The 15,573-nt window shown below is 45.6% G+C and carries 14 protein-coding genes; 10 read left to right on the forward strand and 4 right to left on the reverse strand.

Features of this window, described 5'->3' with window-relative positions; all coding sequences use genetic code 11:
* Nucleotides 1–7: 7 nt before the first annotated feature.
* From ITG10_RS12570 to ITG10_RS12605, 8 genes are all read left to right on the forward strand, one after another.
* Complete coding sequence (locus ITG10_RS12570; RefSeq protein ID WP_017064107.1) at nt 8–748, forward strand: heme ABC transporter permease; 741 nt, start codon at nt 8–10, stop codon at nt 746–748.
* Nucleotides 749–762: 14 nt separating this feature from the next.
* On the forward strand, nt 763–969 hold the full coding sequence (ccmD, locus tag ITG10_RS12575) for a heme exporter protein CcmD (protein ID WP_009848525.1): 207 nt from the start codon (nt 763–765) through the stop codon (nt 967–969).
* On the forward strand, nt 966–1,448 hold the full coding sequence (gene ccmE, locus ITG10_RS12580) for a cytochrome c maturation protein CcmE (RefSeq protein ID WP_017631756.1): 483 nt from the start codon (nt 966–968) through the stop codon (nt 1,446–1,448). Before ccmD ends, ccmE begins: the two co-directional genes overlap by 4 nt.
* Entirely contained in the window at nt 1,445–3,415 is a 1,971-nt protein-coding gene (locus ITG10_RS12585) for a heme lyase CcmF/NrfE family subunit (protein WP_017631755.1), read from the forward strand. The genes ccmE and ITG10_RS12585 overlap by 4 nt, the downstream gene beginning before the upstream one ends.
* Before the next feature lie 5 nt (nt 3,416–3,420).
* Nucleotides 3,421–3,972: a DsbE family thiol:disulfide interchange protein gene (locus tag ITG10_RS12590; RefSeq protein ID WP_017631754.1), complete on the forward strand. Its 552-nt coding sequence runs from the start codon at nt 3,421–3,423 to the stop codon at nt 3,970–3,972.
* Nucleotides 3,969–4,460, forward strand: coding sequence for a cytochrome c-type biogenesis protein (locus tag ITG10_RS12595; protein WP_017631753.1), 492 nt, complete (start codon nt 3,969–3,971; stop codon nt 4,458–4,460). Before ITG10_RS12590 ends, ITG10_RS12595 begins: the two co-directional genes overlap by 4 nt.
* Entirely contained in the window at nt 4,460–5,680 is a 1,221-nt protein-coding gene (gene ccmI / locus ITG10_RS12600) for a c-type cytochrome biogenesis protein CcmI (RefSeq protein WP_017631752.1), read from the forward strand. The genes ITG10_RS12595 and ccmI overlap by 1 nt, the downstream gene beginning before the upstream one ends.
* 124 nt (nt 5,681–5,804) lie before the next feature.
* Nucleotides 5,805–6,590 (forward strand): VacJ family lipoprotein, encoded by a 786-nt coding sequence (locus tag ITG10_RS12605; RefSeq protein WP_017631751.1) that lies wholly within the window; start codon nt 5,805–5,807, stop codon nt 6,588–6,590.
* A gap of 96 nt (nt 6,591–6,686) precedes the next feature.
* Here ITG10_RS12605 and ITG10_RS12610 read toward each other — a convergent pair whose 3' ends face one another.
* From ITG10_RS12610 to ITG10_RS12625, 4 genes are all read right to left on the reverse strand, one after another.
* Nucleotides 6,687–7,985 carry an outer membrane protein transport protein gene (locus ITG10_RS12610; RefSeq protein WP_248386422.1) on the reverse strand — a complete coding sequence of 433 codons (1,299 nt, stop codon included), beginning with the start codon at nt 7,983–7,985 and terminating at the stop codon, nt 6,687–6,689.
* Nucleotides 7,986–8,282: 297 nt separating this feature from the next.
* Nucleotides 8,283–9,533 (reverse strand): outer membrane protein transport protein, encoded by a 1,251-nt coding sequence (locus ITG10_RS12615; RefSeq protein ID WP_017631749.1) that lies wholly within the window; start codon nt 9,531–9,533, stop codon nt 8,283–8,285.
* Between the two features lie 297 nt (nt 9,534–9,830).
* A complete protein-coding gene (locus ITG10_RS12620) occupies nt 9,831–10,559 on the reverse strand; it encodes a DUF3379 domain-containing protein (protein WP_017631748.1) in 729 nt (242 codons plus the stop codon).
* Nucleotides 10,552–11,100, reverse strand: a complete 549-nt coding sequence (locus ITG10_RS12625; protein ID WP_017631747.1) for a sigma-70 family RNA polymerase sigma factor — start codon at nt 11,098–11,100, stop codon at nt 10,552–10,554. Before ITG10_RS12625 ends, ITG10_RS12620 begins: the two co-directional genes overlap by 8 nt.
* 562 nt (nt 11,101–11,662) lie before the next feature.
* Between ITG10_RS12625 and fadI the strand changes: the two genes are divergently transcribed.
* Nucleotides 11,663–12,970 (forward strand): acetyl-CoA C-acyltransferase FadI, encoded by a 1,308-nt coding sequence (gene fadI, locus ITG10_RS12630; protein WP_017631746.1) that lies wholly within the window; start codon nt 11,663–11,665, stop codon nt 12,968–12,970.
* Nucleotides 12,970–15,186, forward strand: coding sequence for a fatty acid oxidation complex subunit alpha FadJ (gene fadJ, locus ITG10_RS12635; RefSeq protein ID WP_017631745.1), 2,217 nt, complete (start codon nt 12,970–12,972; stop codon nt 15,184–15,186). The genes fadI and fadJ overlap by 1 nt, the downstream gene beginning before the upstream one ends.
* Nucleotides 15,187–15,573: the final 387 nt, after the last annotated feature.

Here is a 15,573-nt window from a genome sequence, read left to right on the forward strand (position 1 = left end):
TTACAACATGTGGAAATGGCTCCATCCCTATGCCAAAGCAGAAACCTCATATCAGCTTGCTGGTAAACTTCTGCCGTGGTTTTCGATCCTAGCGCTATTGTGTCTATCCGTCGGTACCGTGTGGGGGCTTGCATTCGCGCCTTCAGATTACCAACAAGGTGACAGTTTCCGAATCATCTACATCCATGTTCCGTCTGCAATCTGGTCTATGGGCGTTTACATGTCGATGGCGATTGCTGCATTTATCGGTTTGGTATGGCAGGTAAGGCTATCAGACATGGCCGCACTGGCTATGGCGCCGATTGGTGCTGTATTTACCTTCATTGCACTATTAACGGGTGCGGTTTGGGGTAAACCAATGTGGGGTGCTTGGTGGGTTTGGGATGCACGTTTAACCTCAGAGCTGATTCTTCTATTCTTATATTTGGGTGTGATTGCACTTCACCACGCGTTTGACGACCAAAAAACAGCCGCGAAAGCAGCAGGCATTTTGGCAATCGTTGGTGTTATCAACCTACCTATCATTCACTTTTCAGTAGAGTGGTGGAACACACTTCACCAAGGCGCGACGATCACTAAATTCGACAAGCCTTCTATTTCAAGTGACATGCTATGGCCGCTTCTTCTTAACATTTTCGGCTTCGCCTTTTTCTTTGGTGCTGTGACTATGGTTCGTTTCCGTAACGAAATCATCAGTAAAGAGAGTCACCGTCCATGGGTCCGCAAGCTTGCGGCCGAAAAAGCGTAGTAGGGTAGGTAATTATGTATTTTGAATCGTTGAGTGATTTCTTTGCCATGGGGGGCTACGCCTCATATGTATGGAGTGCATTTGGAATCACATTCCTCGCGATGATCATCTTACTGGTAGTAAGCGTTCGTCGTGGTAAGCAATTACTAAATGAAGTACAAGCTAAGATTGATCGTCAAGCTCGTATCGATGCAGCAAAAAATATGGAGAACACTCTATGAACCCAAGACGCAAAAAGAGGCTGGGCATTGTCTTAGCGATCTTTTTTGGTATCAGTGCGACTGTTGGATTGATGGTTTACGCACTTAACCAGAACATGGATCTGTTCTACACGCCAACTGAGCTGGTTAACGGCAAAGACGGTAAAAAACCTGAAGTTGGTCAACGCCTACGTATTGGTGGCATGGTCGTAGTCGGCTCTGTAAGCCGTGACAATGAATCACTACGTGTAAGCTTTGATTTGCAAGATGTGGGCCCTAAAGTAACGATTCTATACGATGGCATCCTTCCTGATCTTTTCCGTGAAGGCCAAGGTATTGTTGCTCAGGGTGTTCTTAAAGATGCAACGACAATCGAAGCGTTTGAGGTGTTGGCAAAGCACGATGAAGAGTACATGCCTTCGGAAGTTGCGGAAGCAATGAAGAAAACCCATGAGCCTTTGCAATACACGACTGAACAAAAAGAAGGAAAAGCTCAATGATAGCCGAGATCGGCCATTTTGCGATGATCCTGTCCTTGGGACTTGCATTGCTGCTGAGCGTGCTCCCACTGTACGGAGCCGCTCGAAATAACACATTATTGATGAACAGCGCACGACCGTTGTCGTGGGGTATGTTCGGATTCTTAGCGATTTCGTTCTTTATCTTGTGTTACGCGTTCTACACCAATGATTTTACGATTCAATACGTAGCAAGTAACTCGAATAGCCAACTGCCTTGGTACTACCGAATTACGGCGGTTTGGGGCGCTCACGAAGGTTCATTACTGCTTTGGGTTCTTATCCAAGCGGGTTGGACGGTTGCAGTAGCGACGTTTAGCCGTGGTATGCCTCAAGAGTCTGTGGCTCGCGTATTGGCTATCATGGGTTTGATTACTGTCGGCTTCTTGCTGTTCATTATCGTAACGTCTAACCCGTTCCTACGTACATTGCCTTTCTTCCCTGTCGATGGGCGTGACTTGAACCCACTACTGCAAGATCCGGGTTTGATTATTCACCCGCCAATGCTTTACATGGGTTATGTAGGTTTCTCTGTTGCGTTCTCTTTCGCAATCGCTTCTCTAATGAGCGGTCGTTTAGATACGGCATGGGCTCGTTGGTCGCGTCCTTGGACAATCGCAGCTTGGTTATTCCTAACGGTAGGTATCGCACTAGGTTCATGGTGGGCTTATTACGAACTTGGCTGGGGTGGCTGGTGGTTTTGGGATCCAGTAGAAAACGCTTCATTCATGCCTTGGTTGGCAGGTACAGCACTAATGCACTCGCTTGCGGTAACAGAAAAGCGTGGCACGTTTAAAGCTTGGACCGTTTTACTGGCGATCTCTGCGTTCTCACTAAGCTTACTAGGTACGTTCCTAGTTCGTTCGGGCATCTTGGTATCGGTTCACGCATTCGCGTCGGATCCTGCTCGCGGTATGTTTATCCTTGGCTTCCTAGTCTTCGTTATTGGTGGTTCACTGCTGTTGTTTGCTGTTAAAGGTGCATCGGTTCGTGTTCGTGGTAATTTCGATCTGGTTTCTCGTGAAAACGCGCTGCTTGGTAACAACATCTTATTGATCGCGGCCCTAGTGGTTGTGTTAGTAGGTACGCTATTACCTCTAGTTCACAAACAGTTAGGCTTGGGCTCTGTATCTATCGGTGCTCCATTCTTTGACATGCTGTTCTTCTGGTTGATGATTCCGTTCTCGTTCTTGCTTGGTATCGGTCCTCTAATCCGCTGGAAACGCGACAACCTGTCTAAGCTTGTTAAACCAATGCTGATTTCAGGTGCATTCTCATTGGGCTTGAGTGCGTTAATGGTTGCTCTATTGGCTGACCGCTTCAGTGGTACTGCGTTTGCTGGTTGGGTAATGGCATTCTGGATCATCTTCATGCACGGCTTTGAGCTGCATGAGCGTGCGACTCACCGTCATACGTTTATGAAAGGTCTAACTAAGTTGCCTCGTAGCCACTGGGCGATGGTGTGTGGTCACATCGGTTTAGCGGTAACAGTGATTGGTATCGCAATGGTGCAAAACTATAGCATCGAACGTGATGTTCGTCTGGCACCTGGCGAAAGCTACCAGCTTGAAGAGTACAGCTTCCTGTTCACGGGCGTTCGTGACAAAGATGGTCCAAACTACGATGGTTACATTGCTGACTTTGAAATTACTAAAGAAGGTAAGTACATCAACACGCTTCACGCGGAAAAACGTTTCTACACTACTGCTAAGTCTATGATGACAGAAGCTGCGATTGACCGTGGCGTAACACGTGACCTATACATTGCAATGGGCGAGCGTTTGGACGACAACAAGTCTTGGGCTGTTCGTATCTACTACAAACCGTTTGTACGTTGGATCTGGGCTGGTTCTTTGATCATGTCGATTGGTGGTGCTATCGCTATCAGTGACCGTCGTTACCGTTTCCGTAAGCCAACCAAAAAGTCGGCTCAAGAGCAGGAGGCTTAATTCGAATGAACAAGAAGATTTTATTCATTCCTTTGATTGCGTTCATGGTTCTAGCTGGAATCTTTGCAACGCAATTAATGCGCAATCAGTCGGGCGATGACCCGACTAAGCTTGAATCCGTATTGATTGGTAAGCCTGTCCCTGAGTTTGACCTAGAAGATCTAGAGCAACCAGGTAAGCTGCATGACCAAGCGATCTTTAAAGGTGAGCCGCTGCTTCTTAATGTGTGGGCGACTTGGTGTCCTACTTGTTATGCAGAGCACTCTTACCTGAATAAGCTCGCTGATCAAGGCGTTAAGATTATTGGTCTTAACTACAAAGATGACCGCAACAAAGCGGTTGGTTGGTTAAATGAGCTAGGTAACCCTTATCTAATCAGTCTTTTTGATGGCAACGGTATGCTAGGTCTAGACCTCGGTGTGTATGGCGCTCCAGAGACATTCCTAATTGACGCTAACGGCGTTGTTCGTTACCGCCATGTGGGTGATGTGAATCCAACCAACTGGGCATCGACGCTTGAGCCGATGTATCAAGACTTGTTGGAGGAAGCGAAATGATCAAGAAGGCACTGATTACTCTATTCGCTACGTTTGCGATTTCAGCGACAGTTTCGGCTGCGCCAATTGAGTTTCATGAATTTGATAACGTTGACCAAGAGCAACAGTTCAAAGAGTTGAGCAATACGCTTCGTTGTCCTAAATGTCAGAACAACACCATTGGTGATTCGAACGCTGAACTGGCGGTCGATCTACGCCAAAAAGTGTACGAGATGACAAAAGACGGTAAGTCGAAGCAAGACATCATTGATTACATGATTGCTCGCTACGGTAACTTTGTTACTTACAATCCACCGCTGACACTAGCAACTTCAATCCTTTGGATTGGTCCATTTGCCGTGGTTGTGTTTGGATTTGGTTTGATCATCTTACGCAGCAGAAAGTCAAAATCGAAAGCGGCAGTAGAGTCAGATAAAGACTGGGATGCAGACAAAGAAGCACGTTTAAAAGCGTTACTCGATGAAGAGAACGACGGAGACAAACAGTAATGACTCTATTTTGGATTTCTACCATTATCCTTTCGCTAGCGGCAATTTTCTTAATTGTTCTGCCCTTCATTAACAAGAAGGCGAACAACGATGAAATGCTTCGCGACGAGTTGAACAAAGCATTCTATAAAGATCGTCTAGTTGAGCTAGAAGTAGAAGCAGAAGAAGGTCTTGTCGATAACCAGCAAGAGCTGATCGCTGATTTGAAACAATCTCTGCTTGATGATGTACCTGCGCAAGAAGAGATGAAGAAGACTCATATCTCAACGGTTGGTGTAGTTGTACCGTCGATCATTCTTGTCGTTGTTGTAACTTATGGTATGTACTTTAAGTTCGGTGCATTGGATAAAGTTCAACACTGGCAAGAAGTGAGCTCGAACCTTCCTGAATTGTCTAAAAAGCTAATGTCATCGGAAGGTGGCGCGCTAACGGATGACGAACTAGAAGATTTGACGCTAGCTCTTCGAACTCGTTTGCATTATCAACCGGAAGATTCGACGGGTTGGTTACTATTAGGTCGAATTGCTCTGGCTAACCGCGACGCTGAAACAGCTAAAGATTCAATGGAACGAGCGTACAAGCTTGAACCTAAGAATGAAGATGTTCAGTTAGGTTTCGCACAAGCGCTGATGCTTTCTCCTGATGAAGCAGACCAAAACCAAGCTCGTCTGCTTCTGAGCCGTTTGATTCAAAACGATTACGTTGACCTTCGTGTGTTCTCATTACTAGCGTTCGATGCATTTGAGCGTCAAGACTACCCTGGTGCTGTGAAGTACTGGAGCATCATGCAACAGATGATTGGTCCTCAAGACAGTCGTTACGAAATGCTTTCACGCAGTATCGAAAGCGCTCAGCAGAAAATGGGCAATGCCATGGGTGTTGACCAAGGCAAGACTGTTGCAGTAACGCTTGAGTTATCTGGTGATGTGAACGCGGATCCAAACTCAGTGTTAGTTGTTTCAGTACACAGAGCTGATGGCTCTCCAATGCCTGTTGCTGCTGCTCGTTACCCATTGGGTACTTTCCCTCGAACCGTTGTGCTTGATGATGGCAACAGCATGATGGAAGGTCAGAAGCTGTCTAGCCTTGAAACTCTGATGGTTAGAGCTAGGCTTGATACTGATGGTAACGTTTCAACACGCGACGGTGATTGGTACGGTGAAAGTGAAGTGGTTGAACTGGGGGCTCCAGTGACCATTGATATCAATAAGCAATATTAATCATCACTTTGCATAGGTGTTAGCTATTCCGATTTGTTGATAAACGGTATAGACTTAGCTAAACAATTGAGGCCAGCGATTGCTGGCCTTTTTTATTATTTGAATTCCTTATGGAAAAGGTGATATGTCTATCAGTGTTTTAAGACTCTCGAGTTTACTCTTTATCGCAAGCTTGACTGTGGGCTGCTCTAGCGCACCAGATGAGAGCGTTAACGATGATAATTTCGAAACCTCTGAATACGTCGAAGAGTCCCACCCAAATGATCCTTTTGAAGGCTTCAACCGAGCGATGTGGGATATCAACTACGAATATCTAGACCCTTACTTGGTTCGTCCTGTTTCTCTCGCTTATGTTGACTACACCCCTGTACCGGTTCGTTCTGGTATCTCCAATTTTCTAGCCAACTTAGACGAGCCATCAAGCATGGTGAACAACCTCATTATGGGCAATGGCGAGAAAGCACTCGACCACTTTAACCGCTTTTGGATTAACTCGACTTTTGGTTTGTTAGGCTTGATCGATATTGCCAGCGAAGCAGGGATCACCAAATACGATGACAAGTCGTTCTCTGATGCGATTGGCCATTATGGAGTAGGGAATGGACCGTACTTCATGGTGCCGGGTTATGGCCCATTAACAACACGTGAAGTAACTGAAACTGTCGATGGTTTGTATGTACCTTTGTCTTTCTTGAACTTTTGGGCGAGTCTAGGCAAGTGGGCATTTGAGGGAATGGAAACTCGAGCTCAGTTAGTATCGCAAGAAGCCTTGTTAGATGACTCTCCGGATCCATACGCTTTAACGCGTGATGTTTATATTCAACGTCGTGACTTTAAAGCGGAGATTGAACCAGAAGAGGTTGACCTTGATGAAGAAGACTTCATTGATGGCTATTTAGAAGATTACTAAATAGAAGCCCCTGAATAACAGGTAAAAGAAAGGCTCGATGTTGGAAACAACATCGAGCCTTTTCAATTAGTATGACTTCAAATTAAGTCAAACAGATTAGAAGCGGTAGTTAGCTTGGATACCAACTAGCCAGATGCTACCTGTTACTTCACCTTCGAAGTCACCACCAAATGGGGCAGAACTTGCGTCATCTTCAACCATTTTTGCGTCTTTAGCTAGAATGTACGTGAAGCCAGCATCTAGAGTTAGTCGCTCAGACCATTGGTAGCCAGCACCAATACTCAACCAAGTACGGTCTGTTTCTGGGATAGTTGCTGTACGGTGCTCTTCGCTTACAGCTGAAGTATCGTATGCAATACCAGAACGTAGAGCTAACTTAGGCGTCATTTGGTAAGTAGTACCTACAGCAAAGCGGTAGTTGTCTTCCCAGTTTTCTTGCTTGATATCTTGGGTTCGCGCAGGACCAAATTCAGGGATATCAGCCACTAGCTCTTTAAAGCTGCTCCAGTTAGTCCAGTTTACGCTCGCATGCACAGCGACTTTATCTGATAGTTGATGGAAGCTTGCAAGTTCGGCGGTAGCTGGTAATGCTAGTTCCATTGAGCCGTTGTATTTTGACTTCACTGGAGAACCTAAAGCGCCAGCAACAGCATCAAAAGCGACACCGTTAGCGTGGCCTTCAAGTGTTAGGTCTACTTCCGATTTGTAGGTAAAGCCTAGGCGGTTATTTTCATTGATCTGCCAAGCTGTACCAACTTGCCATCCCCATGCAGTATCGTCGCCTTCCATGTACTTTAAAGTGGTACCAGCTAACGGAGATTGAGGGCTAGCAATAGCACCAAAGCTACCTTCAGCCATGATATAGCGAACACCACCACCAATAGATACGCTTTCAAGTACTTGGTAAGCTGCGTTTAGGTTCAGCTCCATCGTGGTAACACTTGCTTCGTTACCATGGTTAGCACCACCAAAGTCTTTACCTAGATCTGTTTCCATGCCGTAGTTAGTACCTGCAGCAAAACCTAAAGCAAATTTTTCGTTGTACTTATGAGAAACATAGAAGTTTGGGATCACTGCGCTGTGAGCGAAATCACTTGAATTTGATGGAGTCGTTGAAGCACCACCAACTGAAGTAGATGTGCCGTCGATATCAATGTTTGGGTCAACATAGATAGCGCCAACAGAAACCTGAGTGCCTTCTAGGTAAGTCAACATTGCTGGGTTACGCCATTGCGCGTCAGCACCGTCAGCCATTGCTGCTTCACCAGCATATGCACGGCCAAGACCTGTTGCCGAGTATTCTGCAAGCTGAAAACCTGCCGCTTGAGTTACGGTAGAAGTCGAAAGTAGTCCAACTGCCACTGCTGCAGATAGAAGAGTCTTATTCATTTTCATTATTATGTTCGCTGAATCATAAGTATTTAGTGGCGTGATTCTACTTTTAGAGTCATTACTTTAAAAATGAAATTCGAATAAAACAGTGTTTTAGGGATTTAATGAGCAATTGTGACTGATTATTAGGTAAATAGTCTGAATGTTTCGTCTGTGTTGCGAAATTTGAGCGTACACTTGTAGTCATATATGGCCCCTCCAGGCTACAGCTGTAAGCTTAAATTGATGTGGGTCAGTAACCTAGGCTATAAAAAAGGGTCGCATAAAGCGACCCTTTGGATATTTATGACCTAGCTTATATTAGAAGCTACGGCTGTATTGTAGACCTAGAAGGATAGCATCGGCATGAGTCGTACCAGAAATAGATGAAACGGTGATTGGACCAAATTCTGTCGATTCGTTCACGTCAACATCATCACCCATCAGGTAAGTGAAACCAAAGTCGATGTTTGACTTTTCATCTAGGTGGTATGTAAAGCCTGCTGAGAACCACTGACGGTCTGAGTCAGGAACAGAGATTGAAGTTAGCTCATCCTGTGCGCTTGTGTCGTACATGTAACCTGCGCGTAATGTCCAAGTTTGGTTTAGGTAGTACGTACCACCAATAGCGTAGTGCATACCATTTTGCCATTCGTAGTCATTTAATACACCAGCATCTTTAGCTTCTAGCTTGTCAAATGAGCTCCAGCCGATCCATTGAACAGAGTAGTGTACTGCAAATTTTGTATTTTCAATGCGGTGGTAACCAGAGAACTCTAGTAGGTCTGGCAATGGCATTAACAAGGTATCGTTCTTATATTCAGTACCTGTGTAACTAATATCGCCTTTAGCTTCAAGCTCTGGAGAGTAGTGGTACGCTAAGCCGAAGCGGTTGTTTTCATCTAGTTCAAATACTGTACCTACGTTAAAGCCTAGCGCCCAACCGTCAGCATCAACATTTAAAGCATCACCTGGCTGGCCAAGAGGGTTTGGTCGCTGAAGCTCACCTTTACCGTAGATAAGGTCAAGGCCAGCACCAAAACTCCATTGTTCGTTTAGACGGTATGAACCAGCAAGACCAAAGTTAACACTTTGTACATCTGTTAGGCCACCAAACTCGTTACCTGCGTAGTCTGCAGAGAATTCAGTCTTCGTACCAAAATTTGAGTATGCGTTCACACCCCAAGCGAATTTATCGTTAACAGGCACGATCAGGTGAATGTTTGGCGCGATTGATGTGTCACCAGCATCATCGTAATTAGCTGAGGGTGCATTAGGGTTTGCGGTAATACCACCTGGGTAGTATTTCGCATCTTTAACTTCGATCATCGAAGTGATGCTTTCAAAACCAAGAGAAAGTTCAACACTATCAAATAGTGCCATTGCTGCAGGGTTACGTGCCATTACTGACGCGTTATCTGCGATAACAGCATCACCAGCGAAAGCACGGCCGATGCCGGTTGCTGATTGTGCGTTAAGTTGGAAACCTGCTGCCATCGCTTGCGAAGACGCCAGTGTAATTGTTACTGCTAAAAGAGACTTTTTAAACAGACGCGTGTTGTTGGTAGTCATTCATTTATTCCTTTATATATCCGCCTCTACAGGGCGATTAATTTGAGCAATTGCTCAATGGTGGCTGATCCTATTCGCAAGTATACGATATACAAATCCGACCATTGGAAATTTTGAGTGGAAAATTATGGAAATGACGCCTATCTGGCACGAAAATGGTGCGAAATGCTGTTTTTTAGAGTTTTAACTCTAGAGGTATTGGTGGGGTGAATGGTTTTCCGGTTTATTTATAAATAAAGCCCAGCAATATCAGTAATATAATTGCTGGGCCTTTTGTGACGGGGCTTTAAGAGCGAATTAGCTCATCGGTTTGATCATTTTTGTCAGCTTTTCGGCGATTTTGGAAACATCCTCACCATTTTCACCCACAAGGATTAAGCTGCTACCATCGACGGGTGTTACCGAGCCGGACATGCCTTTTTCATCAAAGTCGATAGGTTTGTCTGTCGGAATACCGGTTAAAAACAGTGTTACTTTGCCTTCTGCGCCTTGGAAGACCATATGTACCGCGTTGGATTTACCAAAGCCACAGTGGTTTAGGTAATAAACGTGGTATGGGAAAGCATCATCAAACTGAAAAGCAAATGGATTCATTTTTGCGTTGATCTGCTGCGATGTGACCTGTTCATCGATGGAGCTCACAAAGCTCTTTTCATCAACAACATGCTTCATCGCGGTATCAACCAAACTCGCTTGAGCGGGTGAAACGAATGCATTTCCCCAATTCACTTGGCCAACTAATAACCCAGCAACAAATGCCACTGAGGCAGCCATTGCCATTGCACGTCTCGCAAACGTCGGCCTTACCACTTTGCTTTCTTCGCTTGAGGTCTGATTGAATAGAATGCGATCAGCAAGATCGTCTGGCACATCCACGTTCATCGCAGAGTGGATCTGTTTATCAAGCGATAGTACATCGTCTAAGAAGTTACTATTGGCTTCGCTGTTTGCTGCCGCATCAATAATATCTTGTGTACGCTGTTTAGGTTCCGACAATACACGACGACGAAATTCCAAATCATCCATTATGTTGCCCCCTCTCTGCCTCTTCTGTATCCAGCATCTCTTTCAACTGATTTCGAGCTCTGAATAAACGTGTCATCACCGTGTTTTTGTTGAGTTCGAGAATATCTGCGATCTCATCACCACTAAAACCACCAATCACTTGCAAGAAGAGAGGCTCACGGTAATCAATTTCAAGTTTCATGATCTGAGCTTGCAACCACAGGTGCTGATGGTGCGGGTCATCACTGACACTAGCATCGTTACCATGATCGTCGATATCAACTAGATCAAACTGTTTGCGTTCAAAACGTCGAGCATTCTCGCGGCGCAAGATGGTAATCAGCCAAGATTTCGCGGATTTTTCATCTTGTAGGCTATCGAGTGACTTCCATGCACGAAGGCAAGTCTCTTGCACTAAATCCTCGGCAATGCTTTTGTCTTTACATAACCAATAGGCGTAGCGAAAGAGGTCACGATGATAGGCACGCACGAGTGCTTCGTATTTTCTTTGTTTGTCCATATCAGAGTTGACCGGACGCTTGGCTGTTTTCTTTCCAAACATTTTTATTATTGACACACGAGCCTCCATAATTGCTCTGCGTATAGCTGTCCTCTACACGTTGTGCTTCGTTTTTATATTCTGTTTCGTTTTTAGATCTAACGATCGGCAGGAAATCGTAAAATCACATTAAAATTGATCTACTTCAAAATCTAAGGCGTCGAACCCGTTATAGTACACCTTGTCGTCTAGTTAGTCATTCGTGGCTAGCATGTTGAGCAAGACGACACTTCCTTTTGAAGGCTGACTTTACTTTCTCCTAATCAGGAAACTGATTATTTCAATTGGCGTCAAGTTAATTGCTTTATACACATTCCGACCACACAGCTTTGTGTGGTTTTTTTTTGCCTCAAGAAAACCAATCTCTACAAAGCGATAACAGTATTTGCTTACAATAGTTTAGTCTCTTACGACAACCTTACCCCCAAAAAGGTTCGCCTGAATGTGCAGTTATATTTTCAAACAGTGAGATACTCGTATCACGTTTATTTAAACGCTTGTTTGATTTAATTAACAACTTCTTTACAATGCTTCAGGTCAGACCTCTTAACTTTAAGGAGAAACCATGGGCAAACAGGAAGTCAAAACGCGTTCTGGAGAACGTGTTGCCGTTGTCGCTGGATTACGAACCCCATTCGCTCGTCAGAGCACAGAATTTAGTCAAGTGCCTGCGGTCGACTTAGGCAAAATGGTTGTGAGCGAAATGCTTGCAAGAACTGATGTCGATCCTGCGCTTATTGAACAAGTCGTCTTCGGCCAAGTTGTTCAGATGCCAGAAGCACCAAACATCGCGCGTGAAATCGTGTTGGGCACAGGTATGGATATCAATACCGATGCCTACAGTGTGACACGAGCGTGTGCGACCAGTTTCCAAGCGGCAGTCAACGTGACCGAGAGCATTATGGCGGGCACGATTGATGTCGGCATTGCGGGTGGTGCGGATTCGTCTTCTGTATTGCCAATCGGTGTTTCGAAAAAGTTAGCGGCAAATTTATTAGCGCTGAGCAAAACCAAGACCATGGGGCAAAAGCTGAAGATTCTTAAAACCCTTTCAGTGAAAGACCTTATGCCAGTACCGCCAGCCGTTGCTGAATACTCGACTGGTCTATCCATGGGTCAAACCGCCGAGCAGATGGCGAAGACGCACGGTATTACTCGCGAAGCTCAAGATGCACTTGCTCACCGTTCTCACTCTTTGGCTTCTCAAGCATGGAAAGAAGGCAAGATTAAAGATGAAGTGATGACGGCATTCCCGGCGCCTTGCAAAAAATACCTAGCGGAAGACAACAACATTCGTCACGACTCAACCGTTGAAGGCTACGCCAAGCTGCGTCCTGCATTTGATAGAAAATACGGTAGCGTAACGGCAGCCAATGCAACACCTCTTACTGATGGCGGCGCTGCGGTTATGTTGATGCGCGAAGGTAAAGCGAAAGAGCTAGGCTTAGAAGTGCTTGGTTATATTCGTGGCTACGCGTTCTCAGCCATTGGTGTTGAAACAGATATGCTGATGGGCCCGACTTACGCGACTTCTCAAGTATTGAAGAATACAGGCCTAGAACTGTCAGATTTGACGCTGATTGAGATGCACGAAGCATTCGCGGCGCAAGTGCTGGCGAATGTAAAAATGTTTGCAAGTGACGAGTTTGCTCAGAAAAATCTTGGCCGCGACAAAGCGATCGGTGAGATTGATATGGAGAAGTTCAACGTGCTGGGTAGTTCAATTGCTTATGGTCACCCGTTTGCAGCAACTGGCGCGCGTATGATGACTCAAACATTACGTGAACTGAAACGTCGCGGTGGCGGCTTGGCACTGAACACAGCTTGTGCAGCTGGTGGTTTAGGTGCAGCAATGATCTTGGAGGTAGAATAATGTCTACGACTCTTGATGCAACAACAGAAAAAGAAACAGTCGCTCAACCAGATTCAACGTCTGCGACTGAATCAACCAAAAAGAAAGCGACGGCATTCTCTCTTAACATCGATGACCAAGATATTGCTTGGCTAGCGATCGATGTGCCAAACGAGAAAATGAACACACTGCAAGCGGCTTTTGCGGAAGAAATGAAAGCCATCTTCGAGCAGCTAAAAGAAAAGCAGAGCCGAGTTAAAGGCCTAATCGTTCATTCTCTTAAGCCAGATAACTTTATTGCTGGTGCTGATGTGCGAATGCTGGATGCGTGTAAAACCGCTGATGAAGCGCAGTCTCTTGCTCGCCAAGGTCAAGAGATGTTCCAAGCGCTGTCTGATCTTCCTTATCCAGTCGTCGCGGCAATTCATGGCCCATGTCTCGGTGGCGGTTTAGAGCTCGCATTAGCATGTGACTACCGCGTATGTACCGATTCCGATAAGACACGTCTTGGCCTGCCAGAAGTGCAGTTAGGCTTATTACCGGGTTCTGGTGGTACGCAGCGTCTGCCTCGTTTGATTGGCTTGCTACCATCGCTCGATCTGATTCTCACAGGTAAACAGCTTCGCGCTAAGAAAGCGAAATCGCTTGGTGTTGTGGATGCTTGTGTGCCAGATACTATTTTGCTTGAAGTGGCGAAAAGCTTTGTTGAAAAGAATACGGGCAGCAAAAAAGGTAAGCGTCTAGCGTCTAAAAGCCAAGCTTCGACTAAAGAGAAACTGATTTCGCGTAATGGCCTTGGCCGCAAAGTGATTTTTGAACAAGCTTCGAAGAAGACGAACCAGAAAACTCGTGGTAACTACCCAGCAGCTGACGCGATTCTTGATGTGATTCGTTATGGTCTAGAGAACGGCTTTGAAAAAGGTCTTCAGTACGAAGCGAAGCGTTTCTCTGAGTTAGTAATGACTTCTGAATCAAAAGCCCTTCGTTCAATCTTCTTTGCAACGACTGAAATGAAGAAAGAACACGGTGCAGATGCAGAGCCGAAAGCGGTTAAGCGTGTTGGCGTTTTAGGCGGCGGTCTTATGGGCGCAGGTATCAGCCATGTGAGCGTGGCTAAAGCGAAAGTACCTGTGCGTATCAAAGACGTATCAAATGAAGGCGTGCTAAATGCGCTTAACTACAACTACAAGTTGTTCGATAAGCAGCGTAAGCGTCGTATTCTGAGCCGTGCAGGCCTAGAAAGTAAGATGCTTCAGCTTTCTGGTGGTATCGACTTTACGAGCTTCAACCATACTGACGTAGTAATCGAAGCGGTGTTTGAAGATCTCGACCTTAAGCAGTCGATGGTTGCAGACATTGAAGAAAATGCCAAGCCAGAAACGATCTTCGCGACCAACACATCTTCGCTACCAATCCATAAGATTGCAGAGAAAGCGCAACGACCGGAAAACGTGGTCGGTCTTCACTACTTCAGCCCTGCAGAGAAAATGCCGCTAGTTGAGGTTATCCCTCATGAAACAACGTCAGAAGAGACAATCTCGACGGTGGTGGCATTAGCGAAGAAACAAGGTAAAACGCCGATTGTTGTTAAAGACACGGCAGGTTTTTATGTGAACCGTATTCTTGCTCCGTACATGAATGAAGCCGCGCACTTATTACTAGCGAACGAGCCGATTGAAAAACTCGATAGCACGTTATTGGACTTCGGTTTCCCGGTTGGTCCTATCACCTTATTAGACGAGGTGGGTGTTGATATCGGTGCGAAGATCATTCCGATTCTGGTTAATGAATTAGGCGATCGTTTCCAAGGTCCTGATGTGTTCGACATTCTTCTGAACGACAATCGTAAAGGCCGTAAGAGTGGTAAAGGTTTCTATACCTACAAAGGTAAGAAGAAGGAAGTCGATAAGTCAGTTTACAAACTGCTTAAGCTGCAACCTGAACCTAAGCTCAGTGACAACGACATCGCAATGCGTTGTGTGCTACCAATGCTCAACGAAGCGGTTCGTTGTCTAGACGATGGCATTATCCGTAGCCCGAGAGATGGCGATATTGGTGCTATTTTCGGTATCGGCTTCCCTCCGTTCCTAGGTGGCCCGTTCCGTTATATGGATCAAATCGGTATTAAGTCACTGGTTGAGATGATGAACGACTTCGCTAAGAAGTACGGCGATCGTTTTGCGCCATGTGATGGCCTACTGACACGAGCTGGTCTGGATGAGTCTTTTTACAAGTAACTCTCTAGTACGCTAATTATTGAGCCCGTATCAAGCTATTGATGCGGGCTTTTTCTGTTTAATGGGCGAGCGAAAGGAATGAGATTCCCGACTCAGTCATTCTTCCTTCTCGGGAATGACGGGGAGTAATGTGTTTGACCGCGAAATATTGAGTGGTGCGAAGGCTTCCTGATTCAGTCGTCTCTACATCGAGAGAATGATAAGAGAGGGGGGAATATTCGACTAGATAGTATCGTGTGGTTTGTAAGATTCCTGAGCCAGTCACTCTTTCTTCTCGGGAATGACGGGGGAGAGTAATGTGTTCTGTCTGGTAGAGCTGGTCGGTATGGGAGCTTCCCAACTCGGTCGTTCCTCCCTCTTGGGAATGACTAAAGAGAGATAGAAAGT

It is taken from the genome of Vibrio sp. ED004, assembly GCF_023206395.1.
GTDB lineage: Bacteria > Pseudomonadota > Gammaproteobacteria > Enterobacterales > Vibrionaceae > Vibrio.